Origin of the sequence: Lelliottia sp. CFBP8978 (assembly GCF_034046055.2) — a bacterium.
Taxonomy (GTDB): Bacteria; Pseudomonadota; Gammaproteobacteria; order Enterobacterales; family Enterobacteriaceae; genus Enterobacter.
In genome coordinates this window covers 1,393,179-1,415,885 of the sequence record NZ_CM188253.1, presented here as the reverse complement: position 1 = coordinate 1,415,885, position 22,707 = coordinate 1,393,179, and the positions used below count along the sequence as shown (strand labels likewise).

Below are 22,707 nucleotides of genomic sequence, written 5' to 3'. Positions count from 1 at the left end.
AGCGCATATGTTTCATCGTCTGTGGACATTAATTCGTAAAGAGCTGCAATCGCTGCTGCGTGAACCGCAAACCCGCGCGATCCTGATCCTGCCGGTGCTTATCCAGGTGCTGCTGTTCCCCTTTGCCGCAACGCTTGAAGTGACCAATGCCACCATCGCGGTGTACAGCGAAGATAACGGCAAACATTCGGTAGAGCTGACGCAACGTTTTGCCCGCGCCAAAGCTTTTACTCATGTTTTGCTGCTGAAGAGCCCGCAGGAGATTCAGCCCACCATTGATACGCAAAAGGCGCTGCTGCTGGTGCGTTTCCCGGCCGATTTTTCCCGCAATCTGGATACCTTCCAGACCGCGCCGTTGCAGTTGATTCTTGACGGGCGTAACTCCAACAGCGCACAGATTGCCGCCAATTATCTGCAACAGGTGGTGAAGAACTATCAGCAGGAGTTAATGGAGGGGAAAGCCAGACCCAATAACAGCGAACTGGTGGTGCGTAACTGGTATAACCCGAACCTCGATTACAAATGGTTCGTGGTGCCGTCGCTCATCGCGATGATCACCACCATCGGGGTGATGATTGTGACGTCGCTGTCGGTGGCTCGCGAACGTGAACAGGGTACGCTGGATCAGCTGTTAGTCTCGCCGCTGTCTACGTGGCAGATTTTTGTCGGCAAGGCGGTTCCGGCTCTTATCGTTGCCACCTTCCAGGCCAGCATTGTGCTGGGAATAGGCATCTGGGCCTATCAAATTCCGTTTGCCGGATCGCTGGCGCTGTTTTACTTCACGATGCTGATTTACGGGCTGTCGCTGGTGGGATTCGGGCTGTTGATTTCGGCGCTGTGCTCAACGCAACAGCAGGCATTTATCGGCGTGTTTGTCTTTATGATGCCGGCGATTTTGCTGTCGGGTTATGTCTCGCCGGTCGAAAACATGCCGGTCTGGCTACAGAATTTGACGTGGGTGAATCCGATTCGGCACTTTACCGATATCACCAAGCAGATCTATCTGAAGGATGCGAGTCTGGATATTGTCTGGGGAAGTTTGTGGCCGCTACTGGTCATAGCGGCCACGACGGGTTCAGTGGCGTACGCGATGTTTAGGCGTAATATCGCCTAACTTCTTCTCTTTGGTCAGCAGTGAGACGACCGCAGGCCCTGCGAGGATAGCCAGACCTGCAAGGGCCAGCAGCAGGTTGTTTTGCAATACGCGCGACAACAGCCATAAGACGATTAACGCCGCGCCAAAATACCAGGTGGTGGTGAGCTCTTCGAGCACATCACCCACTTCCCGCCAGCGTGCTTCATGGTGACGCTGTAAAAACAGCATCGACAGCACGGTGACGCCATACATCACGCACAATCCCAGGCCGACGTGCACCAGGTTACGGCTCATCCAGCCCATTACCAGTACCGCCACGACCAGTAAATGCAACATAATCTGCCAGCAACTAAGACCTGTTGCGACACGAACGCGTTGTTGCCACTTCATGGCTTCTCTCCTGAAGGATATTTCTCTGCTAGTTCAGAGTACCGCACTTTACGGAAAATTCCGTAACGCCGCATCTTTTTGTGACGCCTACTACACTTTATTTTCATCAGGATAGTGACGCTGGCAGGAGCATATGACCCAACAAACCCGGCATTTTTCATTAAAAATATTGACGATTAACACACACAAAGGCTTCACGGCATTTAATCGCCGCTTCATTTTACCCGAGCTGCGTGACGCGGTACGGACCGTCGGCGCCGATATTGTCTGTCTTCAGGAAGTGATGGGCGCGCATGACGTTCACCCGATGCATATTGAAAACTGGCCCGATACCACGCACTACGAATTTCTGGCCGATACCATGTGGAGCGATTACGCCTACGGGCGCAATGCGGTCTATCCCGAAGGGCATCACGGCAATGCGGTACTGTCGCGTTTTCCCATCGAGCACTATGAAAATCACGACGTTTCGGTGGGCGAAAGCGAAAAACGCGGCTTACTTTACTGTCGCATCACTCCGCCGGATCTGGCCTTTCCGGTCCATGTGGGCTGCGTGCATCTCGGCCTGCGGGAAGCGCATCGTCAGGCGCAGCTGAAGATGATGACACAGTGGGTGAATGCCTTACCGCAAGGCGACCCGGTGGTTATCGCCGGGGATTTTAACGACTGGCGGCTGCGAGCCAACCATCCGTTGAAAGCGCATGCGGGCCTTGATGAGATTTTTACCCGTGCCCATGGCCGCCCGGCGCGCACCTTCCCGGTGGGGTTTCCCCTGCTGCGCCTGGATCGTATTTACGTCAAAAACGCGCATGCCAGCAGTCCCAACGCGCTGACGCTGCGTAGCTGGCGGCATTTGTCCGACCATGCCCCTTTAAGTGCGGAGATCCACTTATGAAAAGTTCATGGCGAGAAGGAAACCGAATCCAGCTGCTGGAGAATGGCGATAACTATTATCCGGCAGTCTTTGCCGCGCTCGACGGCGCACAGCACAAAATTATCCTTGAGACCTTTATCTGGTTTGAGGACGGCGTAGGCCGTCAGCTCCACGAGGCCGTTCTGCGTGCCGCCCAGCGCGGAGTGAAAGTCGAAGTGTTGCTGGACGGCTACGGTTCGCCGGATCTCAGCGATAATTTTGTTAACGAGCTCACCGCCGCGGGCGTGGTGTTCCGCTATTACGACCCGCGCCCTCCGCTGCTGGGGATGCGCACGAACGTCTTTCGCCGCATGCACCGCAAAATTGTGGTGGTGGATGACACCGTCGCCTTCGTGGGAGGCATTAACTACTCCGATGAGCACATGTCTGATTATGGCCCGGAAGCCAAACAAGATTATGCGGTAAGAGTTGAAGGCCCGGTGGTGCAGGATATTTTGCTGTTCGAGCTGGAAAACCTGCCGGGTCAGTCAGTGGCGCGTCGATGGTGGAAACGTCGTCATCGCCCGGAAGAGAATCGCCAGCCGGGCGAAGCGCAAGCGCTGTTTATCTGGCGCGATAATGGCGAACATCGCGACGATATTGAACGCCATTATCTGAAGATGCTCGCCAATGCGAAGCGCGAAGTGATTATCGCCAACGCCTATTTCTTCCCGGGCTATCGTCTGCTGCACGCCATGCGCAACGCCGCGCGGCGCGGTGTCCGGGTCAAGCTGATTGTGCAGGGTGAGCCGGATATGCCGATTGTCACCGTAGGCGCGCGGTTGCTGTACGACTATCTGGTCAAAGGCGGCGTGCAGATATACGAGTACCGCCGCAGACCGCTACACGGAAAAGTGGCGCTGATGGACGATCACTGGGCAACGGTCGGCTCCAGTAATCTCGATCCCCTGAGCCTGTCGCTGAATCTGGAAGCCAATCTGATCATTCACGATCGCGAGTTTAATCAGACCCTTCGCGACAATCTGAACGGCATTATTGCCCGCGACTGCGTACGGGTGGATGATTCGATGGTGCCGAAACGCACCTGGTGGAATCTCACCAAAAGCGTGGTGGTGTTCCACTTCCTGCGCCACTTCCCGGCGCTGGTCGGCTGGCTGCCAGCCCATACGCCAAAGCTCGCGCAGGTCCCTGCGCCAGTACAACCTGAAATGGAAACGCAGGATCGGATTGAAGCCGAAAACACAGGGGTAAAACCATAATGAGCAAATCTCATCCCCGCTGGCGACTGGCAAAGAAAATCCTCACCTGGCTATTTTTTATCGCTGTCGCCGTTTTACTGGTGGTGTACGCGCAAAAAATCGACTGGGCAGAGGTGTGGAAGGTTATTCGCAACTATAACCGTATGGTGCTGCTGACCGCCGTTGGCCTGGTCATACTGAGCTATCTGATTTATGGCTGCTATGACCTGCTGGGGCGGGCCTATTGCGGGCATAAGCTGGCGAAACGCCAGGTGATGCTGGTGTCGTTTATCTGCTACGCCTTCAATCTGACGCTCAGTACCTGGGTGGGCGGCATTGGCATGCGCTATCGCCTGTACTCGCGCCTTGGGCTGCCGGGCAGTACCATTACGCGTATTTTCTCGCTAAGCATTACCACCAACTGGCTCGGGTATATCCTGCTCGGCGGGGTGATTTTCACCGTTGGGGTGGTTCAGCTGCCCGCGCACTGGTATATCGACGAAGCGACCCTGCGCATTTTAGGTATTGTCCTGCTGCTGATCATCGCCGCCTATCTGTGGGCCTGCGCGTTTGCTAAACGACGTCATATGACCGTCAAAGGGCAAAAACTGGTTTTACCCTCGTGGAAATTTGCCGTGTTGCAGATGGTGATTTCCAGCGCCAACTGGATGGTGATGGGGGCGATCATCTGGCTGCTGATTGGCGAGGAGGTAAATTATTTCTTCGTTCTGGGTGTGCTGTTAGTCAGCAGTATCGCCGGAGTGATCGTTCATATCCCGGCCGGGATCGGCGTGCTGGAGGCGGTATTTATCGCGCTGCTGGCGGGTGAGCATGTCTCGCACGGTACGATTATCGCCGCGCTGCTGGCCTATCGAATGCTCTATTATTTCCTGCCGCTGGCGCTGGCCACGGTTTGCTATTTGATGCTGGAGAGTCGGGCGAAAAAGTTGCGGGCAAAAAACGAGAAGGCCATGGCGAAATGATGATTCCCTCACACGCTCGCTTTTGGGGCGTGTGAGGGAGGAGGATTAGCGGCGATTACCAAAGATACGCAGCAGCATCAGGAACAGGTTGATAAAGTCCAGATACAGAGTTAACGCGCCGAGAATGGCGTATTTACGCAGTGTGGAACTGTCGCGAACATCAATTTGCTCGCCGATGTTTTTCAGCTTCTGAGTATCGTAAGCGGTCAGGCCGACAAAGACGATCACCCCGATATAAGTCACCGCCCACATCAGCGCTTCGCTTTTCAGCCAGAAGTTAACCAGCGAGGCGAGGACAATGCCGATCAGCGCCATAAAAAGCATATTACCGAGGCCGCTCAGATCGCGTTTGGTGGTGTAGCCGTACAGGCTCATCGCGCCGAACATCCCGCCTGCCACCACAAAGGTACTGGCGATAGACGAATAGGTGTAGACAATAAAAATGCTGGAGAGCGTCAGGCCGGTGAGGGCCGAATAGAGCATAAACAGCGTCGTCGCCATCCCCGCACTGAGCTTTTGCACCAGTCCGGAAAGCACAAACACCAGCGCCAGTTGAGCAATGATTAGCCCAAAGAAGGTGATTTTGCTGGAAAAGATAAACATCATCAGCGCCGGCGTATTGGCTGCATACCACGCGATAAACGCCGTGAGCAACAGGCCAACGGTCATCCAGCCATAGACTTGCGCCATATAGGTTTGCAGGCCGCTACGCGTCTGCTGAACGATTGAATCCGAACGTGGAAATCGGTCCATGATAACTCCTGATTAAGTGGGCACACTCCGTAAGATTAACACATCCACGCCATCCGGTTACCAGCGTCGGGCAGCCTGTTTGTCGCTGTCACGCGATTCCACCCAGCGTTCGCCTTCTGGCGTGGCTTCACGCTTCCAGAACGGGGCGCGGGTTTTGAGATAATCCATCATAAACTCTGCCGCTTCAAATGCACTGCCGCGATGCGAACTGGTCACGCCAACAAAGACGATCTCCTCGCCGGGCCACATTTCACCGATGCGGTGGATGACCGTCACGCGGCCCACAGGCCAGCGACGACGCGCCTCTTCAACGATGTCGGCGAGCGATTTTTCCGTCATGCCGGGATAGTGCTCCAGCGTCAGCGCGCTAACGTCGTCGCCGAGGTTATGGTTACGCACTTTTCCGGTAAACGTCACCACCGCGCCATCTTCATCACGTTCGGCAAGCCAGTTGTATTCTGTTCCGACGTTGAAGCGCTCCGGTCCGACGACAATACGCGTGTCAGCCATGATTAACCCCCTGTGACCGGCGGGAAAAAGGCCACTTCATCGCCCGCATTCACGGGATGGGTAAAGTCCACCAGCGTCTGGTTGACGGCCGCCAGCAGTTTGCCCTCCTCCAGCGCCAGCGCCCAGCGATCGTTTTGCGCAGCCAGATGCGCGCGCAGCGCTTCTACGGTGTCAAAAGAGGCGTCCAGCGTCAGGCTGTCGGTGTTGACCAGCTCACGCACCTGAGCAAAAAAGAGAACTTTAATCATGATTGTCCGCCCTGAAATCCCCGGATTTGCCGCCGCTTTTCGCCAGCAGGCGAACCGGGCCAATCACCATGTCCTTCTGGACGGCTTTGCACATATCGTAGATGGTCAGCGCCGCGACGGAAGCCGCGGTGAGTGCCTCCATTTCTACGCCCGTTTTACCGGTGAGGCGGCATAAGGATTCGATACGTACCCGATGGTGTTCCGGCTCGGCCAGCAGATTCACTTCGACTTTACTTAGCATCAGCGGATGGCACAGCGGGATCAGATCCCAGGTGCGTTTTGCGGCCTGGATCCCCGCGATGCGGGCGGTGGCAAAGACATCACCTTTGTGGTGACTGCCGTCGATAATCATCGCCAGCGTTTCCGGCAACATGGTGACGAAGGCTTCGGCACGCGCTTCGCGCACCGTTTCAGCTTTGGCGGACACGTCCACCATATGCGCTTCGCCAGCGGCGTTAATGTGGGTCAGTTGCGACATAACTTACTTCTTCAAATGAGGGTGAAAATTACACGGACGGGTACGGGCATCAAGCTGCGGGGCAATGATGTTTTCCCACGCCGTGCGACAGGCTTTGGTTGAGCCTGGCATGGCGAAAATCAGGGTCTTGTTGGCAATCCCGGCTACCGCGCGAGATTGCAGTGTCGAGGTGCCGATCTCTTCAAACGAGAGCATACGGAACACTTCGCCAAAGCCTTCGACTTCACGGTCAAACAGCGGCAGCAGCGCTTCGGGAGCCTGATCGCCAGCGGTAAAACCGGTGCCGCCGGTAATCAAAACAACCTGCACCTCATCGCTTGCGATCCATTGTGACACCTGGGCGCGAATGGCGTAGCGATTCTCTTTCACAATCGCTTTGTCCACGAGGTGATGACCCGCCTCATGCGCGGCATCGCGCAGCCAGTGGCCGGAGGTATCGTCCTCTTCGCCACGGCGTTCAGAAACGGTAAGAATAGCGATACGCGTCGGGATAAACTCTGCGCTGACCTGACTCATTTTCGGGTTCCTTTTAAGCCGATTACCCGCCGATATACGACAGGTTTTGGGTAATTCCGGTGTTGCCCTGATGGAGGAAATGGGTCTGTTTTTTCTGCGTGAGCGCCGCTGAAATACGCGCCTCAAGCGCGTCCTGCTGCGCATCGTCTTCCAGCAAATCGCGCAGATCCACGCCGCCATCGCCAAATAGACACAAATGAAGTTTGCCAACAGAGGAGACCCGCAGGCGGTTGCAGCTGGCACAGAAATCTTTTTCATAGGGCATGATGAGCCCTATTTCCCCTTGATAATCCGGGTGACAAAAGACTTGCGCAGGGCCGTCACTCCGCTGGCGGATCTGGTGGATCCAGCCGCGTTTCAGCAACTCGTCGCGCAGTACCATCCCGGAAATATGGTGGCGGCGAAACAGATCGCTGCCCTCACCGGTTTCCATCAGTTCAATAAAGCGCAGCTGAATGCGACGGGGTTTAATCCACGCCAGGAAGGTGTCCAGCTGGTGGTGATTCACATCACGCATCAGGACCGTGTTGACTTTAACTTTCTCAAAACCGGCCTCGAAAGCGGCATCGATCCCGTCCATCACCTGCTGGAATTTATCCTGCCCGGTGATGGCATGAAACTGACGGGCGTCGAGACTGTCAACGCTGACATTAATGGCCGTCAGCCCCGCATCGCGCCACTGCGCAACATCCCGCGCCATACGATAGCCATTGGTGGTCACGGCAATCTGGCGAATGCTGTCGTTTTCACGGATGGCGGCGATGATGTCGGGGAAATCACGGCGGAGTGAAGGCTCACCGCCGGTGAGACGGACTTTTTCGGTGCCCAGCTCAGAAAACGCCCGCGTAATGCGGCGCACCTCTTCCACGGAGAGAAAACCGTTATTGGTGACGCTGCCCGGTTTGTAGCCATCAGGCAGGCAGTAGGTGCAACGGAAATTGCACACATCGGTAATCGACAGGCGTAAATAGAAAAACTTACGCGCGAAAGCATCAGTGAGTTGTGAAGCCATGTACACCTTTCCAGATACGGGAGGCACAGTCATTTCTTTCTGTACCCTGGTGGCGATACCGCCACGGCCAGGACGCCATATCATGAGACACAGGCGCCAGGGCTAGAGTGTATGTTTTCGATGACGAAAACGTGGGTTATGCCGATAGTAGCGCGGAAATGACGCTTTCGCCATTCGCACATAACGCTGTATAGTTGTATATATAGCGACAAGATCGTGCACTTTCACTACAGGATACGTAAAAATCACAGTTTCGCATTGATATACGTCATTTTGGCTGGGGTGAGGCATCGTCTTTTAGGGGTAGTTAGGTTACTGTTACGCAGATCAAATGTGATAAGGAATGTGTATGCGCAATCGCACTTTTGCGGATCTTGACCGTGTGGTCGCTCTCGGCGGAGGACATGGGCTGGGGCGGGTTATGTCGTCATTATCGTCGCTGGGCTCCAGACTGACCGGGATCGTGACGACAACCGATAATGGCGGCTCTACAGGTCGTATTCGTCGTTCAGAAGGCGGCATCGCCTGGGGCGATATGCGTAACTGCCTCAATCAACTTATCACCGAACAAAGCGTCGCTTCGGCGATGTTTGAGTACCGTTTTGGCGGTAATGGTGAACTTTCCGGGCATAACCTCGGAAATCTGATGTTAAAGGCGCTGGATCACCTGAGCGTCCGCCCTCTTGAGGCGATTAATTTAATCAGAAACTTGCTAAAAGTGGATGCATTCCTGATCCCTATGTCAGAACAACCGGTCGATTTAATGGCTATCGACACGGAAGGGCATGAAGTTTACGGCGAGGTCAATATCGATCAGCTTATCCTGCCGCCAAAAGAGCTGATGACCTATCCGAGCGTTCCGGCCACCCGCGAAGCGGTTGAAGCCATCAGCGAAGCCGATTTAATTCTGATCGGCCCCGGCAGTTTCTATACCAGTCTGATGCCGCTGCTGCTGGTGAAAGAGCTGGCACAGGCGCTGCGTCGAACGCCGGCTCCGATGGTGTATATCGGCAATCTGGGCCGCGAACTCAGCCCTGCTGCTGCCAGTCTGACCCTTGCGGATAAGCTGGATCTGATGGAGCAGTACGTGGGTAAAAAGATTATCGACGGCGTGGTGGTTGGCCCCCATGTTGACGTCTCGGGGATTGAAGGCCGTATTGTTGTGCAGGAGCCGCTGGAAGCGAGCGATATCAAATATCGTCATGACCGACATTTGCTGCGTTTAGCGCTGGAGAAGGCAATTCAGGCGCTGGGATAGGTGTGTCTGGTGCACTCTGATCCCCTCCCCCTGCCCCACAGAAACATTAAAAATGGCAGCCTTTGACTGCCATTTTGCTTTTCCTAGGATGCCGCAATAAATAGCTCGCGCAGCTTATGCAGCTGATCGCGGAGTTGCGCCGCCTCTTCAAACTCCAGATTCTGGGCATGCTGCATCATCTGCCCTTCCAGCTCGTGGATTTTCTGCTGCAGGGCTTTCGGTGTCAGCAGCACTTCCACCGCGTCGGCCTCAACCGGGTGACGCGCTTTTCCACGGCCTTTGGTTTTCGCCAGACCCTGGCCCAGCGCCAGAATATCCACCACCTTCTTGTTCAGGCCCTGCGGCGTAATGCCGTGTTCTTCGTTGTACTGCTGCTGTTTCTCACGACGACGTTCTGTTTCGCCGATCGCTTTGGCCATCGACGCCGTAATTTTATCGCCGTACAGAATGGCTTTCCCGTTGATGTTACGCGCCGCACGGCCAATGGTCTGAATCAGCGAGCGTTCTGAACGCAGGAAGCCCTCTTTGTCGGCATCCAGAATCGCCACCAGCGAGACTTCCGGCATGTCCAGACCTTCTCGCAACAGGTTAATCCCCACCAGCACGTCAAATTCACCAAGACGCAAATCGCGGATGATCTCCATGCGCTCAACGGTGTCGATATCCGAGTGCAGATAGCGCACGCGCTCACCGTGCTCTTCCAGATATTCGGTCAAGTCTTCTGCCATACGCTTGGTCAGCGTGGTGACCAGCACACGCTCGTTAACCGACGCGCGAGCGCGGATTTCCGACAGCAAATCGTCCACCTGTGTGCCCACCGGACGCACTTCGATAATCGGATCCAGCAGGCCAGTGGGACGCACCACCTGATCGATCACCTCATCGCCGGATTTCTCAAGCTCGTAGTTGCCGGGTGTCGCCGACACATAGATGGTTTGCGGGGCCAGTGCCTCGAACTCCTCGAACTTCATCGGGCGGTTATCGAGCGCCGACGGCAGGCGGAAGCCGTACTCCACCAGCGTCTCTTTGCGCGCACGGTCGCCGCGATACATCCCGCCGATTTGCGGAATGGTGACGTGCGATTCGTCCACCACCAGCAGCCCGTCAGCCGGGAGATAGTCAAACAGCGTCGGTGGCGCCTCGCCGGGCCCACGGCCCGAAAGATAGCGCGAGTAGTTTTCGATACCCGAGCAGTAGCCCAGCTCGTTCATCATCTCAAGATCGAACTGCGTACGCTGGCTCAGGCGCTGTTCTTCAAGCAGTTTGTTGTTAGCCAACAGGACTTTACGCCGGTCGGCCAGCTCCACTTTGATCTCTTCCATCGCCTGAACAATGCGCTCGCGCGGGGTCACGTAGTGCGTTTTCGGGTAGATGGTGAACCGCTGAACCACCGACTCAACGTGTCCGGTTAACGGATCGAACAGCGACAGGCGCTCGACTTCCTCGTCAAACAGCTCAACGCGCAGCGCCAAATCGTCCGACTCAGCCGGGAAGATGTCGATCACTTCACCGCGCACGCGGAAGGTACCGCGCTGGAAAGCCTGGTCGTTACGCGCATATTGCAGTTCCGCCAGTCGACGTAAAATGGCGCGCTGATCGATGATCATCCCGTTGGTCAGGTGCAGCATCATCTTCAGATAGAGATCCGGATCGCCCAGGCCGTAAATGGCGGAAACCGAGGCCACCACGATCACATCCCGACGCTCAAGCAGCGCTTTCGTTGCCGACAGGCGCATCTGCTCGATATGTTCGTTCACCGAGGCGTCTTTCTCGATAAAGGTGTCAGAGCTCGGGACATACGCTTCTGGCTGGTAATAATCGTAGTAGGAGACGAAATACTCGACGGCGTTATCCGGGAAAAACTCTTTCATCTCGCCATACAGCTGCGCCGCCAGCGTTTTGTTAGGAGCAAGCACCATAGTAGGGCGCTGCAAATCTGCAATCACATTGGCAACGGTAAACGTTTTGCCCGAGCCGGTCACACCCAGCAGGGTCTGATGCGCAAGCCCGTCCTCCAGCCCCTCTTTCAGACGTTTAATCGCCTCCGGCTGATCGCCAGATGGACGGAAGGCAGAATTCAGTTTGAACAGTTTACTCATGGGCAACAACCTGGTGACGGAAAAAGCGGCAGGTGTGTAATTTTACTCGCGACGGCCAAATTTGCCAGTAATAAATACTGGATGTAAAACCAGTGGCGTGTACGGATATCTGGATGAACATCCGAATAATAAGTGCGAAACGGGTCAAAATTTTACCTCTGGCACGATAAAACACCGGCGCCTCCCTTTTATCCCCAGAACATTTCCACATTTAACATTTGTCAAGCCATGTAATGATAGTTTTGTGGCGGCAGGTGACACTTTCATGACGGCGATTGCTTTTGTCTAACTATTTAATTAATAGCGGATATTTCTTAAAGCCGCGTTTCGCACCAATTCATGCGCAGGCCGCGTATTCTCTCGCTTACCTTCAGTTTTCTAACTCTAATACACAAGGTTATCCACAGGAATGGTGGATAACTGCTTCCAGCCCATGCAGATAGCCGCTCGGCAAATTCCCGGTTTTTGTCACAGCGCCCGGTTAAAAAAAATTTATCGCTCTTTTTTCACCCTTCTCAGTCCATCAGGTCATAAGAGACTGGTGAGATCTTACTCACATTCTCGCGATTCGCGGCGCTGCACCACTATCCACCCCGATGGGCACTGCGGATGTGCATATGTGCTCCAGCCATGGATGGAAAAGGTGACATTGTCTGAAAAAAACCGCTTATTTAATCAACTTGTCGTATCTGGCAGGGGTTTTGCAGATTCTTTCTGGCGTGTCGCCCATTACGCCTTTTAAGGAGAGAGATATGTTAAGTCTGCGCGCAGTGAATCAGTTTTATGGCAGCCAGCACACCCTGTGGAATGTCGATCTGGATTTACCGCCAGGGATGTGTACGGGTGTTATCGGGCTGCCCGGTATGGGGAAAACGACCCTCATAAACTGCATCACCGGGCAGTTGCCGATCGAGAGCGGCACCATTATCTGGCACGAGGCGGGCGCGCCACCGCGTGATTTGCTCAGCGTCGCGCCGGAGCAGCACCCGATGCCAGGGATAGGCTATGTGTCGCAGGACAGGCGGATTTTCTCGCAGCTTACCGTTGAGGAGAATCTGCACGTGGCGATGAGAGCGAAAGGCACGCCTGATGCAGGCGCAAGCAGTGAGATCTATGATCTGTTTCCGCAGCTTTGGCCGCTGCGCCACTCGCGTGCTAACGGAATGTCTCCCGATGAGCAATACCAGCTGGCGCTGGCCAATGCGCTCATCTGTCGCCCCCGGCTGCTGATTCTGGATGAACCGTTACAGGGCACGGGCCAGACCTTTGCGCACAAACTGGGGCAACTGCTGCAGCGTTTAAACCGGGATCTGGGGATGACCGTGCTGCTGGCGGAGCAACAGCTGTCGTTTATTCGCCGCGTTGCCGATCGGTTTTGCGTTCTCTATCGGGGGCGTAACGTGGCCCAGGGCCACGTTAACGAGCTGGATGACGAGCTTATTGCGCACTGGCTGTCGCTGGAAGCAAGGCATTGAGATCCAGGTATTGCCCGGTTTGGGCGTGTTCAACCCCCTCTTCAAGCCAGGGGATTTCTCCCAGAAACGGCGCAGGAAGGACTCTTTTCAGCGTCGTAAGGTATTCCTGATGGCGCTGACCGGGTGCCACTACGTCGTTGGCGATCCAGCCGGCAAAACGTAAGCCGGAGTGTTTAATCGCCTGCGCGGTGAGCATCGCATGGTTAATGCACCCCAGTCTGACCCCCACCACCAGAATCACCGGCAGTTGCTCGTCGGTCACCCAGTCGGCGAATGTCCGATGGTCAGAGAGCGGCGTAAACCAGCCGCCCGCTCCTTCGACCAGCACCCACTCTGCCTGTTGTTCCAGAGCCCTCAGCCCCGCGGAAAGGACCGAGAACGCGATGGGGCGTTGTTCCTCCGCGCTCACGATATGCGGCGATGTCGGCTCGGCAAAAGTGTACGGGTTAACCGCCTGGTACGACAGCGGGAGGCTGCTGTGACGCTGAAGCGCCAGCGCATCGGTGTTGCGTAATCCTTCTGCCGTCATTTCGCTGCCCGAGGCAACCGGTTTGTATCCGGCAGTGGTAAATCCCTGCAGGCGCGCGGCCTGCAGCAGAGCCGAGCTGGCGACCGTTTTACCGACTTCAGTATCCGTGCCGGTGACAAAATAGCGTTCAGTCACGTTCGATAATCCCATGAAATAATTGATAAGAGAGCGGGAATCTGCCCCGCTGCTGCGGCCACGCGCGTTCGAGTCGCTGCAGCGCACCGCGCGTCAGCGGCTTGCGCGCCCGTCCGGCATGCAAATGGGTAGCGCCAATCCCCTTTAGCGAGCGCATTGCGCTGAGCGCATCGTCAAAGTCCAGCGTAACCACCTGGGTCATCGACCGGTGACGCCAGCCCGCCAGCGCCGTCAGCACCGCCTCATGTGACAGAAAACGATTGGCGTGAGGCTGCTCATCCACCGCTCTCCACGCCTGATTCAGTTCCGGCAGCGAATTATCCAGCAGCGTGGTAAATGCCACGGTTCCGCCCGGACGCGTCACCCGATACAGTTCGCGCAATGCCTGAGGCAAGCTGGCGCACCACTGGACCGCCAGATGACTCCAGGTGAGGTCAAACTGTGCATTCGCCAGAGGAATCGCTTCGATATCCGCCAGCAAATAGTCGTCAGCCGCCTGCCGATTGCGCGCCTGCTCAAGCATCCGGGCAGAGAGATCCAGCGCCGTGACGTGGCTCCCCGCCTCGCGCCACAGACGGCTGTTCGCACCCGGCCCACAGCCCGCGTCCAGCACCGTACCGAATCGTCCTTCACCGATAAACGTGTGCAGCCCCTGCGCACTTTGACGCTGCAATTCGTCGTGCTGTGAATAGCTCTGCGCCGCTCGCCCAAACGCGCAGGCAATGGCCTGCTTATTGACTGGCTGCATGGAGTTCCTCAAGTAAGCGATCGATATCCTGCGGGTGATGCGCGGCGGTCAGCGTCAGGCGCAAACGCGCCGTTCCCACCGGAACGGTTGGCGGACGGATTGCAGTAACCCATATCCCGCGTTCACGCAGCTGTTGCGCCAGCTTCAACGCGCGGCGGTTGTCTCCAACGATGAGCGGCTGAATGGCGCTCTGCGAATCGGTCATGTGATACGGCATCTCGCTCACTCCCGCCCGGAAGCGGGCAATCAGCGCGGCAAGCGTTTGTCGACGCTGCTCCCCCTCATCACTGCGGATCACCGCCATCGCCGCCTGCAGGGCCACCGCCTGCGCGGGCGGCATGCTGGTGCTGTAGATAAGATGGCGGGCGAATTGCAGCAGATAATCGGCCACCGGTTCACTGCACAGCACCGCCGCGCCGCTGATGCCAAACCCTTTGCCGAAGGTTACGACCAGCAGATCCGGCTTAACTCCTTGACGGGCGGCGCTTCCGCGCCCTTCTTCACCCGACACGCCGATGCCGTGTGCGTCATCCACCAGCATCCAGGCGTTGTGCTGCTGCGCCGCGGCATGTAATTCGCGGAGCGGCGCGCTGTCGCCGTCCATGCTAAATATCCCTTCGGTCACCACCATCTGCTGTCCTGCGCACGGTTTTTCCAGCAGCGCGTTAAGATGCGAAGCCTCGTTATGAGCGAAGCGGCGCAGCTGCGCCGGGCTATGGCTGGCGGCTTCCAGCAGCGAGGCGTGGCTCAGGCGGTCGGCCACGATCCGGTCCTCTCTCTCCATCAGCGCCGCAATCAGCGCCTGATTGGCGGCAAAACCGGAGATAAACAGCAGCGCGCGCGGATAGCCGAGCCAGTCGGCAAGGGACGCTTCCAGCTTCTGATGAGCCGTGGTATACCCACTGACATGCCCCGAGCCGCCGCTGCCCACGCCCCAGGTTTCGGCTCCCTGCTGCCAGGCTCGCACGATTGCCGGATGCTGGCTAAGCCCCAGATAATCATTGCCGGAAAAATGACAATACTGGCGATTGTCGCGAATCAGAAAGCGGCCCGCCCCCCCTTCAACAACCGAACGCACGCGAAAAGCCTCTGCCGCCCGACGCGCCTCCAGCGCGCTATCAATGCGCTGCTGCCAGGTGATACGGTTATCGCGTTGCCCGGTCATACGGTTATCGCGTTGCGCAGTCATACGGTGGCCGCGTTGTAATACTGTTCGGTATCGGCGTTGAAAAGCTGCTGCTCCAGCTGTTGCTGTTGCTCGTTATCGCCGGTCAGGACGTCAGTCTGATGCGGATTCAGCCCCAGCTTGCGGAACAGCTGCACGTCTTTGTCCTCTTCCGGATTCGGGGTGGTCAGCAGTTTGCAGCCGTAGAAAATGGAGTTCGCGCCGGCCATAAAGCACATCGCCTGCGTCTGCTCGCTCATCTGTTCGCGGCCTGCGGAAAGGCGCACAAACGAGGTCGGCATCATGATGCGCGCCACCGCGATGGTGCGGATGAAATCAAAGGCATCGACATCGTCGTTGTCCGCCATAGGCGTGCCTTTGACCTTCACCAGCATGTTGATCGGCACACTTTCCGGCGGTGTCGGCAGGTTCGCCAGTTGCAGCAGCAGCCCCGCGCGATCTTTTACCGTTTCGCCTAAGCCGACGATCCCGCCGGAACAGACCTTAATCCCGGCGTCGCGCACCTTACCCAGCGTATCCAGACGCTCCTGATAGGTGCGGGTGGTGATGATATTGCCGTAGAACTCCGGCGAGGTATCAAGATTGTGGTTGTAGTAATCCAGCCCCGCCGCCGACAGGCGTTGCGCCTGATCGTCATTCAGCGTCCCGAGGGTCATACAGGCTTCCAGCCCCATCGCTTTCACGCCCTGCACCATCTGCTCCAGATACGGCATATCGCGGTCGTGCGGGTTTTTCCACGCCGCCCCCATGCAGAAACGGGTAGAGCCGGCATTTTTGGCTTTGCGCGCCGAGTCGAGGACCTGCTCAACTTCCATCAGGCGCTCGGCTTCCAGTCCGGTTTTATAGCGCGCGCTTTGTGGGCAATATTTACAATCTTCCGGACAGGCGCCGGTTTTGATCGACAGCAGCGTGCTCACCTGCACATGGCGCGGATCGAAGTGTTGACGGTGGATCTGCTGCGCTTCAAACATCAGTTCCAGGAAAGGTTTATTAAATAATTCGGTGACTTGCGACATCGTCCAGCGTGTCTGGTGAGCCATTGGGCTTCTCCAAAAAGGGGTTCAGTTCATTGTGGGTTCGGTTTATACTTGTAAACCTAAAACTTTTCAAAATGGTTTACAAGTCGATTATGACCCTGGACGATCTCGCTTTCGACAAGCAACACATCTGGCATCCCTACACCTCCATGACCCGCCCTCTGCCCGTTTACGCGGTGGCTTCCGCGCAGGGCTGCGAGCTGAATCTGGCCTCCGGCGAAACGCTGGTGGATGGCATGTCCTCCTGGTGGGCAACGATCCACGGCTATAACCACCCGCGCCTCAACGCGGCGATGAAAACGCAAATTGACCAGATGTCACACGTGATGTTTGGCGGGATCACCCATCAGCCCGCCGTTGACCTGTGCCGTCGGCTGGTGTCTATGACCCCGGATTCACTGGAGTGCGTTTTCCTCGCCGACTCGGGCTCGGTGGCGGTCGAAGTCGCCATGAAAATGGCCTTGCAGTACTGGCACGCCAAAGGGGAACCGCGACAGCGATTTCTCACCTTCCGCAACGGCTATCACGGCGACACGTTTGGCGCGATGTCGGTGTGCGACCCGGATAACTCCATGCACAGCCTGTGGAAAGGCTATCTGCCGGAAAATCTGTTTGCCCCCGCGCCGCAGAGCCGTTTTGACGGTGAGTGGGATGAAGCGGATATGGTCGGGTTTGCCCGCCTGATGGCAGCCCATCGCCACGAGATTGCGGCGGTGATCCTCGAGCCCGTGGTCCAGGGCGCGGGCGGGATGCGCATGTATCACCCCGAGTGGCTGAAGCGTATTCGCCGGATGTGCGATCGTGAGGGCATTCTGCTGATTGCCGATGAGATCGCCACCGGATTTGGCCGCACCGGCAAGCTCTTTGCCTGCGAACACGCCGGTATCGCCGCGGATATTTTGTGTCTGGGTAAAGCGCTGACCGGCGGAACCATGACCCTCTCCGCCACGCTCACCACTCGCCACGTCGCGGAGACCATCAGCGATGGCGACGCCAGCTGTTTTATGCACGGCCCGACGTTCATGGGCAATCCGCTGGCCTGTGCGGTGGCCAGCGAGAGCCTGGCGATTCTGGAAAGCGGTGAGTGGCAGGGGCAAGTTGCGGCAATTGAATCGCAGCTCAGGCTTGAACTGGCGAGCGCGGCGGAATCAGAATGGGTGGCCGATGTGCGGGTGCTGGGCGCGATTGGCGTGGTCGAAACACGCTATCCGGTGAACATGGCGGCATTGCAGCGTTTCTTCGTGGAGCGCGGCGTCTGGGTGCGCCCGTTCGGCAAACTGATCTATCTGATGCCGCCCTATCTCATCACCGAAGCGCAGCTGCGTAAACTGACCCGCGCGGTGGTTGAGGCTGTTAACATTCCCGCACATTTTGTGATTTAACCCAGCCGGTTGGCTTCGGTATTCTGTTTATGCATTACACTTTTTGCACTGCTACAGACGGAGAAATCGCATGAAGATTTTCAGCCAGGATCTGCGCGACGGGGAGAAACTTCCCGAGCGCCACGTATTAAACGCGATGGGCTACCAGGGCGATAATATTTCGCCGCACCTGGCGTGGGATGACGTTCCGCCCGGCACCAAAAGTTTTGTGGTGACCTGTTACGATCCCGATGCGCCCAGTGGCTCAGGATGGTGGCACTGGGTGGTGGCCAATCTGCCAGCCGAGACGCGCGTTCTGCCGCAAGGCGCCGGTTCTGATTTAGCGCCGCTGCCGGAAGGGGCCCTCCAGACCAACACCGATTTCGGCAAGCCGGGTTACGGTGGCGCAGCGCCGCCAAAAGGCGAGTCGCACCGCTATATCTTTACCATCCATGCGCTTGATGTGGAAAATCTTGAGGTCGACGAACGCGCAAGCGGCGCGATGGTGGGCTATCTGGCGCATTTCCACACTCTGGGTAGCGCGTCGATGACCGCCATGTACTCGTAAAAAATGTATTCGTAATAAAAGCCAAAACGGCAACCCCGGGTTGCCGTTTTTAGTATTTTCTTCCCCTCCCTGTGGGAAAGGATCCGATGGCCTCACTCATGGCACAGCGCCACCGGGCTTGAGTGATTACAGCACCGCTGGCAACAATCCCACCAGACTTCCTGCGTTCAGCAGCGCCATCGCTTTATCAATGTCCGGCGCGAAGAAGCGGTCGTCGTCATAGTGCGTGACCTGCTCACGCAGAATCTGGCGCGCCTGCTCCAGCAGCGGACTGGATTTCAGCCCTTCCCGCAGATCGATCCCCTGGCTTGCCGCCAGCCACTCTACCGCCAGCACGCCGCGCGTGTTGTAGGCCATCTCCCACAGACGACGCCCTGCCGCCGGTGCCATCGACACATGGTCCTCCTGATTGGCGGAAGTGGGCAGACTGTCCACGCTGTGCGGATGCGACAGCGCTTTGTTTTCACTCGCCAGCGCCGCCGCCGTCACCTGGGCAATCATAAACCCGGAGTTCACGCCGCCGTTGCGGACCAGGAATGGCGGCAGCTGCGACATATGTTTATCCATCATCAGCGCGATACGCCGCTCGGACAAAGCACCGATCTCGGCAATCGCCAGCGCCAGATTATCTGCCGCCATCGCCACCGGTTCCGCATGGAAATTCCCGCCGGAGATCACCTCATTTTCACGGGCAAAGACCAGCGGGTTATCGGAAACCGCGTTGGCCTCCACCAGCAGCACTTCGGCGGCATGGCGTAGCTGTGTCAGACAGGCGCCCATGACCTGCGGCTGGCAGCGCAGAGAATACGGGTCCTGCACCTTGTCGCAGTTGTGATGAGAGTCGGCGATCTCACTGGCGTCTGTCAGAAGGTGACGATACATCGCCGCCGCGTCGATTTGTCCGCGCTGGCCGCGCACCTCATGGATACGAGCATCAAACGGACGACGCGAGCCGAGCACGGCTTCCGTCGTCAGCGCGCCGCACACGACCGCCGAAGCAAACAGATCTTCCGCCTCAAACAGTCCGCGCAGCGCAAACGCCGTCGATGCCTGTGTGCCGTTAAGCAGCGCCAGCCCCTCTTTCGCCGCCAGCGTAATCGGCTCTAGCCCGGCTTTTTTCAGCGCCTCTTTCGCAGGCAGCCATTCGCCCTTCCAGCGCGCTTTCCCCTCGCCCAGCAGCAGCAATGACATGTGCGCCAGCGGAGCCAGATCGCCCGATGCGCCCACAGAACCTTTCGCCGGGATCCACGGATAGACCTCTGCATTGACCAGCGCAATCAGCGCCTGAATGACGCTCAGGCGGATCCCGGAAAAGCCGCGCGCGAGGCTGTTAATTTTCAGCACGGTCATCAGGCGGACCATCTCGTCATCCAGCGGTTCCCCGACGCCGGCGGCATGAGAAAGCACCAGCGAACGCTGGAGATTTTCCAGATCGTGGGTCGCAATGCGGGTTTGCGCCAGCAGCCCAAAACCGGTATTGATGCCGTAAGCCGTACGATCTTCCGCAACAATCGCCTCGACGCAGGCCACGCTATCGTTGATCGCCGCATGTGCGCGGGCATCAAGCTGGAGTGTGACGGGATGGCGCCAGACGTTACGCAGCTGTTTGAGCGTCAGTGAACCGGGCGTTATCGTTAAAGCGTTCATGAAGGCTTTCCTTGTGTGGCAGCGACCATCGGCAGGTTTAATCCCTGCTCTTTCGCGCAATCAATAGCAATGTCATAACCCGCGTCAGCATGGCGCATCACGCCCGTCGCCGGGTCGTTATGCAATACGCGGGCAATACGGGCGGCCGCTTCGTCGGAGCCGTCGCAGACAATCACCATGCCCGCGTGCTGCGAGAAGCCCATCCCTACGCCACCGCCGTGGTGTAATGACACCCAGGTCGCGCCGCTGGCGGTATTCAGCAGTGCGTTAAGCAGCGGCCAGTCGGAGACGGCATCGGAGCCGTCGCGCATGGCTTCAGTTTCGCGGTTCGGGCTGGCGACCGAACCGGAGTCCAGATGATCGCGCCCGATGACCACCGGCGCAGAGAGTTCGCCGCTGCGCACCATTTCGTTGAACGCCAGGCCGAGCTTTTGCCGCCACTCCAGGCCCACCCAGCAGATCCGCGCCGGCAGCCCCTGGAAATTAATCCGCTCGCGGGCCATATCCAGCCAGCGATGCAGATGTTCGTCATCGGCAACGATCTCTTTCACTTTGGCATCGGTTTTATAGATATCTTGCGGATCGCCAGAGAGCGCAACCCAGCGGAACGGTCCGATACCGCGACAGAACAGCGGACGGATATAGGCCGGAACAAAGCCGGGGAAGTCGAAGGCATTTTCGACGCCCATCTCTTTTGCCATCTGGCGAATATTGTTGCCGTAGTCGAAGGTCGGTACGCCCATTTTGCTGAACGCCAGCATCGCCGACACATGCTCAGCCATAGAGCGTTTGGCGGCCAGCACCGTCCCTTCGGGGTCGCTTTGGGATTTTTGCTGGTACTCTTCCCAGGTCCAGCCTTTGGGCAGGTAGCCGTGAAGCGGATCGTGAGCGCTGGTCTGGTCGGTCACCAGATCCGGATGAACGCCGCGGGCGACCAGTTCGGGGAGGATCTCTGCCGCATTCCCGCACAGAGCGACAGAGACGGCCTGACCTTGCGCGGTGTATTTTTTGATACGAGCCAGCGCGTCATCAAGGTTTTCGGCCTGCTCATCGACGTAGCGGGTACGCAGGCGGAAATCAATACGGCTCTGCTGGCACTCAATGTTCAGAGAACACGCGCCAGCAAGCGTGGCCGCCAGCGGCTGCGCGCCACCCATGCCGCCCAGCCCTGCGGTCAGCACCCAGCGCCCTTTAAGCGAGCCGCTGTAGTGCTGGCGACCCGCTTCGACGAAGGTTTCATAGGTGCCCTGGACGATCCCCTGGCTGCCAATATAGATCCAGCTGCCCGCGGTCATTTGCCCGTACATCGCCAGCCCTTTCGCATCCAGTTCGTTGAAGTGTTCCCACGTCGCCCAGTGCGGCACCAGATTGGAGTTGGCGATCAGCACACGCGGCGCGTTTTTATGGGTTTTGAACACCCCAACCGGCTTACCGGATTGCACCAGCAGCGTTTCGTCGATTTCCAGATGGGTTAACGCGTCCACAATGGCGTCGTAGCACTCCCAGTTTCGCGCTGCCCGGCCAATGCCGCCGTACACCACCAGCTCGTGGGGATTTTCGGCGACGTCGGGATCAAGGTTGTTCATCAACATGCGCAGCGGCGCTTCGGTGAGCCAGCTTTTGGCGGTCAGCGTGGTACCGCGAGGGGCGCGGATCTCCTGCTGACGATATTTACCTGACGTCATTGTGTGGTCCTCATACGGGATGAAAGATACAAACAGATATACTTGTATAGACAACCACACACAAGGCTGGATTTAACAAAAAAGATACAATTTTGTTATATTGCGTTATCTATCACGCTTTGAAAATCTACGACATAAAGTGGCCTTGCAGGCGGTATCTTGCACCCGGGAATAATAATCTGGCATGGGAAACAATCTGCCCGGAAGACCAGGTGCGACGGCGGATGAGCAGACAGGGATCGTGCTCTTTAATGCGCAGTAATTCGCACTCCTGTGGCGTGGCGCGCACCGCTTCGACAATATGCTCGCCTTCAGTTAAGGGAGCGACCTGCGAAAGCCAGGCGTGAGGCGTGGTTTGCGTGTAATCCTGCTGAAGATAATCGGCGACCCGTTCGGCGTTAACGCAGCGGTCTTCAATCTGCACCGGGACGTCGTTTTCGAAGTGCACCATGACGGAGTGAAAAATGCGCGCCCCCTCTTTCACATTGAGCTCTGCCGCCTGCTCCGCGCTGGCCCGGGTCTCCTCAAGCACCAGCACTTCACAGTGATGCTGATGGTTTCGCGAGGCGATCTCATCGGCAATGCTGCGAATTTCAAACAGCGCCGATTGCCCTTTCGGTTCAGCGACAAAGGTTCCTACGCCCTGTAAACGCACCAGCAATCCTTCGTCGGTGAGCTCGCGCAGGGCGCGGTTGATGGTCATACGGCTAAAGCCAAACTGCGCCACCAGCTCGGCCTCGGACGGAATACGGTCATGCGCGCGCCAGACGCCGGAAGCGATTTTCTCGCTGATCGCCTGTTTGACCTTTTCGTAGAAAGGAGCGGGCGCGGCGGAGAGTGGATTCGGTGAGCGTGAAAACATGGTGATTCCTTTAAATGGG

General features: G+C 57.3%; 23 protein-coding genes and 1 riboswitch. Of the genes, 8 read left to right on the top strand and 15 right to left on the bottom strand.

The genetic code is table 11. The features are described from left to right. Positions 1-7: 7 nt before the first annotated feature. Positions 8-1,114 carry an ABC transporter permease gene (locus tag SOM82_RS06605; protein ID WP_320459956.1) on the top strand — a complete coding sequence of 369 codons (1,107 nt, stop codon included), beginning with the start codon at positions 8-10 and terminating at the stop codon, positions 1,112-1,114. Here SOM82_RS06605 and SOM82_RS06600 read toward each other — a convergent pair. Beyond that, entirely contained in the window at positions 1,076-1,486 is a 411-nt protein-coding gene (locus SOM82_RS06600; RefSeq protein ID WP_154126757.1) for a YbhQ family protein, read from the bottom strand. The two genes, SOM82_RS06605 and SOM82_RS06600, sit on opposite strands and share 39 nt — an antisense overlap. Before the next feature lie 133 nt (positions 1,487-1,619). On the opposite strand from SOM82_RS06600, the gene SOM82_RS06595 reads away from it, so the two are divergent. Genes SOM82_RS06595 through SOM82_RS06585 form a run of 3 tightly spaced genes read left to right on the top strand, consistent with a single transcriptional unit; the run spans position 1,620 to position 4,581 of the window. Beyond that, complete coding sequence (locus tag SOM82_RS06595) at positions 1,620-2,381, top strand: endonuclease/exonuclease/phosphatase family protein (protein ID WP_320459955.1); 762 nt, start codon at positions 1,620-1,622, stop codon at positions 2,379-2,381. Then, positions 2,378-3,619 carry a cardiolipin synthase ClsB gene (clsB, locus tag SOM82_RS06590; RefSeq protein ID WP_154126755.1) on the top strand — a complete coding sequence of 414 codons (1,242 nt, stop codon included), beginning with the start codon at positions 2,378-2,380 and terminating at the stop codon, positions 3,617-3,619. Before SOM82_RS06595 ends, clsB begins: the two co-directional genes overlap by 4 nt. Next, positions 3,619-4,581, top strand: a complete 963-nt coding sequence (locus SOM82_RS06585; RefSeq protein ID WP_154126754.1) for a lysylphosphatidylglycerol synthase domain-containing protein — start codon at positions 3,619-3,621, stop codon at positions 4,579-4,581. The genes clsB and SOM82_RS06585 overlap by 1 nt, the downstream gene beginning before the upstream one ends. A 45-nt stretch (positions 4,582-4,626) precedes the next feature. On the opposite strand, the gene SOM82_RS06580 is transcribed toward SOM82_RS06585, so the two are convergent. The 6 genes from SOM82_RS06580 to moaA all read right to left on the bottom strand — a co-directional run bounded on the left by SOM82_RS06580 (position 4,627) and on the right by moaA (position 8,098). Beyond that, positions 4,627-5,334 carry a Bax inhibitor-1/YccA family protein gene (locus tag SOM82_RS06580; RefSeq protein WP_154126753.1) on the bottom strand — a complete coding sequence of 236 codons (708 nt, stop codon included), beginning with the start codon at positions 5,332-5,334 and terminating at the stop codon, positions 4,627-4,629. A gap of 57 nt (positions 5,335-5,391) precedes the next feature. Further along, positions 5,392-5,844, bottom strand: coding sequence for a molybdopterin synthase catalytic subunit MoaE (moaE, locus tag SOM82_RS06575; protein WP_320459954.1), 453 nt, complete (start codon positions 5,842-5,844; stop codon positions 5,392-5,394). 2 nt (positions 5,845-5,846) lie between these two features. Then, positions 5,847-6,092: a molybdopterin synthase sulfur carrier subunit gene (gene moaD / locus SOM82_RS06570; RefSeq protein ID WP_320459953.1), complete on the bottom strand. Its 246-nt coding sequence runs from the start codon at positions 6,090-6,092 to the stop codon at positions 5,847-5,849. After that, positions 6,085-6,570, bottom strand: a complete 486-nt coding sequence (gene moaC, locus SOM82_RS06565) for a cyclic pyranopterin monophosphate synthase MoaC (RefSeq protein WP_154126750.1) — start codon at positions 6,568-6,570, stop codon at positions 6,085-6,087. The genes moaD and moaC overlap by 8 nt, the downstream gene beginning before the upstream one ends. A gap of 3 nt (positions 6,571-6,573) precedes the next feature. Next, positions 6,574-7,086 carry a molybdenum cofactor biosynthesis protein B gene (gene moaB / locus SOM82_RS06560; RefSeq protein ID WP_154126749.1) on the bottom strand — a complete coding sequence of 171 codons (513 nt, stop codon included), beginning with the start codon at positions 7,084-7,086 and terminating at the stop codon, positions 6,574-6,576. A gap of 22 nt (positions 7,087-7,108) precedes the next feature. Further along, positions 7,109-8,098 carry a GTP 3',8-cyclase MoaA gene (moaA, locus tag SOM82_RS06555; RefSeq protein ID WP_154126748.1) on the bottom strand — a complete coding sequence of 330 codons (990 nt, stop codon included), beginning with the start codon at positions 8,096-8,098 and terminating at the stop codon, positions 7,109-7,111. Then, a riboswitch (molybdenum cofactor riboswitch) is annotated at positions 8,086-8,220 on the bottom strand. (Overlaps the previous gene by 13 nt.) A gap of 227 nt (positions 8,221-8,447) precedes the next feature. Between moaA and yvcK the strand changes: the two genes are divergently transcribed. Next, complete coding sequence (gene yvcK, locus SOM82_RS06550; protein WP_154126747.1) at positions 8,448-9,356, top strand: uridine diphosphate-N-acetylglucosamine-binding protein YvcK; 909 nt, start codon at positions 8,448-8,450, stop codon at positions 9,354-9,356. 83 nt (positions 9,357-9,439) lie between these two features. Here the strand turns inward: yvcK and uvrB are convergent, their stop codons facing one another. Further along, on the bottom strand, positions 9,440-11,455 hold the full coding sequence (gene uvrB / locus SOM82_RS06545) for an excinuclease ABC subunit UvrB (RefSeq protein ID WP_154126746.1): 2,016 nt from the start codon (positions 11,453-11,455) through the stop codon (positions 9,440-9,442). Between the two features lie 752 nt (positions 11,456-12,207). Between uvrB and SOM82_RS06540 the strand changes: the two genes are divergently transcribed. Continuing rightward, positions 12,208-12,930, top strand: coding sequence for an ABC transporter ATP-binding protein (locus tag SOM82_RS06540; protein ID WP_320459952.1), 723 nt, complete (start codon positions 12,208-12,210; stop codon positions 12,928-12,930). Here the strand turns inward: SOM82_RS06540 and bioD are convergent. The 4 genes from bioD to bioB are packed head-to-tail and all read right to left on the bottom strand — an operon-like array spanning position 12,893 to position 16,568. Next, positions 12,893-13,594, bottom strand: a complete 702-nt coding sequence (gene bioD / locus SOM82_RS06535; RefSeq protein ID WP_320460072.1) for a dethiobiotin synthase — start codon at positions 13,592-13,594, stop codon at positions 12,893-12,895. The genes SOM82_RS06540 and bioD overlap by 38 nt on opposite strands. Continuing rightward, positions 13,587-14,342, bottom strand: a complete 756-nt coding sequence (gene bioC, locus SOM82_RS06530) for a malonyl-ACP O-methyltransferase BioC (RefSeq protein ID WP_320459951.1) — start codon at positions 14,340-14,342, stop codon at positions 13,587-13,589. Before bioC ends, bioD begins: the two co-directional genes overlap by 8 nt. Further along, on the bottom strand, positions 14,326-15,483 hold the full coding sequence (gene bioF / locus SOM82_RS06525) for an 8-amino-7-oxononanoate synthase (RefSeq protein ID WP_320460071.1): 1,158 nt from the start codon (positions 15,481-15,483) through the stop codon (positions 14,326-14,328). Before bioF ends, bioC begins: the two co-directional genes overlap by 17 nt. A gap of 44 nt (positions 15,484-15,527) precedes the next feature. After that, the gene (gene bioB, locus SOM82_RS06520) at positions 15,528-16,568 is read right to left on the bottom strand and encodes a biotin synthase BioB (RefSeq protein ID WP_320459950.1); all 1,041 of its coding nucleotides are present in this window, start codon (positions 16,566-16,568) and stop codon (positions 15,528-15,530) included. Between the two features lie 89 nt (positions 16,569-16,657). Between bioB and bioA the strand changes: the two genes are divergently transcribed. Continuing rightward, positions 16,658-17,947 (top strand): adenosylmethionine--8-amino-7-oxononanoate transaminase, encoded by a 1,290-nt coding sequence (gene bioA, locus SOM82_RS06515; RefSeq protein ID WP_414672112.1) that lies wholly within the window; start codon positions 16,658-16,660, stop codon positions 17,945-17,947. 70 nt (positions 17,948-18,017) lie between these two features. Next, the gene (locus tag SOM82_RS06510) at positions 18,018-18,494 is read left to right on the top strand and encodes a kinase inhibitor (RefSeq protein ID WP_320459948.1); all 477 of its coding nucleotides are present in this window, start codon (positions 18,018-18,020) and stop codon (positions 18,492-18,494) included. A gap of 126 nt (positions 18,495-18,620) precedes the next feature. On the opposite strand, the gene hutH is transcribed toward SOM82_RS06510, so the two are convergent. The 3 genes from hutH to SOM82_RS06495 all read right to left on the bottom strand — a co-directional run bounded on the left by hutH (position 18,621) and on the right by SOM82_RS06495 (position 22,688). Next, positions 18,621-20,141: a histidine ammonia-lyase gene (gene hutH / locus SOM82_RS06505; RefSeq protein WP_320459947.1), complete on the bottom strand. Its 1,521-nt coding sequence runs from the start codon at positions 20,139-20,141 to the stop codon at positions 18,621-18,623. Then, positions 20,138-21,826, bottom strand: a complete 1,689-nt coding sequence (gene hutU / locus SOM82_RS06500) for a urocanate hydratase (RefSeq protein WP_320459946.1) — start codon at positions 21,824-21,826, stop codon at positions 20,138-20,140. The genes hutH and hutU overlap by 4 nt, the downstream gene beginning before the upstream one ends. Before the next feature lie 127 nt (positions 21,827-21,953). Then, the gene (locus SOM82_RS06495) at positions 21,954-22,688 is read right to left on the bottom strand and encodes a histidine utilization repressor (RefSeq protein ID WP_154126737.1); all 735 of its coding nucleotides are present in this window, start codon (positions 22,686-22,688) and stop codon (positions 21,954-21,956) included. Between the last annotated feature and the right edge of the window lie 19 nt (positions 22,689-22,707).

Coding starts and splice junctions, on each gene's coding strand:
- SOM82_RS06605 (WP_320459956.1), top strand. CDS start 8: ATGTTTCATCGTCTGTGGACATTAATTCGTAAAGAGCTGCAATCGCTG.
- SOM82_RS06600 (WP_154126757.1), bottom strand. CDS start 1,486: ATGAAGTGGCAACAACGCGTTCGTGTCGCAACAGGTCTTAGTTGCTGG.
- SOM82_RS06595 (WP_320459955.1), top strand. CDS start 1,620: ATGACCCAACAAACCCGGCATTTTTCATTAAAAATATTGACGATTAAC.
- clsB (WP_154126755.1), top strand. CDS start 2,378: ATGAAAAGTTCATGGCGAGAAGGAAACCGAATCCAGCTGCTGGAGAAT.
- SOM82_RS06585 (WP_154126754.1), top strand. CDS start 3,619: ATGAGCAAATCTCATCCCCGCTGGCGACTGGCAAAGAAAATCCTCACC.
- SOM82_RS06580 (WP_154126753.1), bottom strand. CDS start 5,334: ATGGACCGATTTCCACGTTCGGATTCAATCGTTCAGCAGACGCGTAGC.
- moaE (WP_320459954.1), bottom strand. CDS start 5,844: ATGGCTGACACGCGTATTGTCGTCGGACCGGAGCGCTTCAACGTCGGA.
- moaD (WP_320459953.1), bottom strand. CDS start 6,092: ATGATTAAAGTTCTCTTTTTTGCTCAGGTGCGTGAGCTGGTCAACACC.
- moaC (WP_154126750.1), bottom strand. CDS start 6,570: ATGTCGCAACTGACCCACATTAACGCCGCTGGCGAAGCGCATATGGTG.
- moaB (WP_154126749.1), bottom strand. CDS start 7,086: ATGAGTCAGGTCAGCGCAGAGTTTATCCCGACGCGTATCGCTATTCTT.
- moaA (WP_154126748.1), bottom strand. CDS start 8,098: ATGGCTTCACAACTCACTGATGCTTTCGCGCGTAAGTTTTTCTATTTA.
- yvcK (WP_154126747.1), top strand. CDS start 8,448: ATGCGCAATCGCACTTTTGCGGATCTTGACCGTGTGGTCGCTCTCGGC.
- uvrB (WP_154126746.1), bottom strand. CDS start 11,455: ATGAGTAAACTGTTCAAACTGAATTCTGCCTTCCGTCCATCTGGCGAT.
- SOM82_RS06540 (WP_320459952.1), top strand. CDS start 12,208: ATGTTAAGTCTGCGCGCAGTGAATCAGTTTTATGGCAGCCAGCACACC.
- bioC (WP_320459951.1), bottom strand. CDS start 14,342: ATGCAGCCAGTCAATAAGCAGGCCATTGCCTGCGCGTTTGGGCGAGCG.
- bioB (WP_320459950.1), bottom strand. CDS start 16,568: ATGGCTCACCAGACACGCTGGACGATGTCGCAAGTCACCGAATTATTT.
- bioA (WP_414672112.1), top strand. CDS start 16,658: ATGACCCTGGACGATCTCGCTTTCGACAAGCAACACATCTGGCATCCC.
- SOM82_RS06510 (WP_320459948.1), top strand. CDS start 18,018: ATGAAGATTTTCAGCCAGGATCTGCGCGACGGGGAGAAACTTCCCGAG.
- hutH (WP_320459947.1), bottom strand. CDS start 20,141: ATGAACGCTTTAACGATAACGCCCGGTTCACTGACGCTCAAACAGCTG.
- hutU (WP_320459946.1), bottom strand. CDS start 21,826: ATGACGTCAGGTAAATATCGTCAGCAGGAGATCCGCGCCCCTCGCGGT.
- SOM82_RS06495 (WP_154126737.1), bottom strand. CDS start 22,688: ATGTTTTCACGCTCACCGAATCCACTCTCCGCCGCGCCCGCTCCTTTC.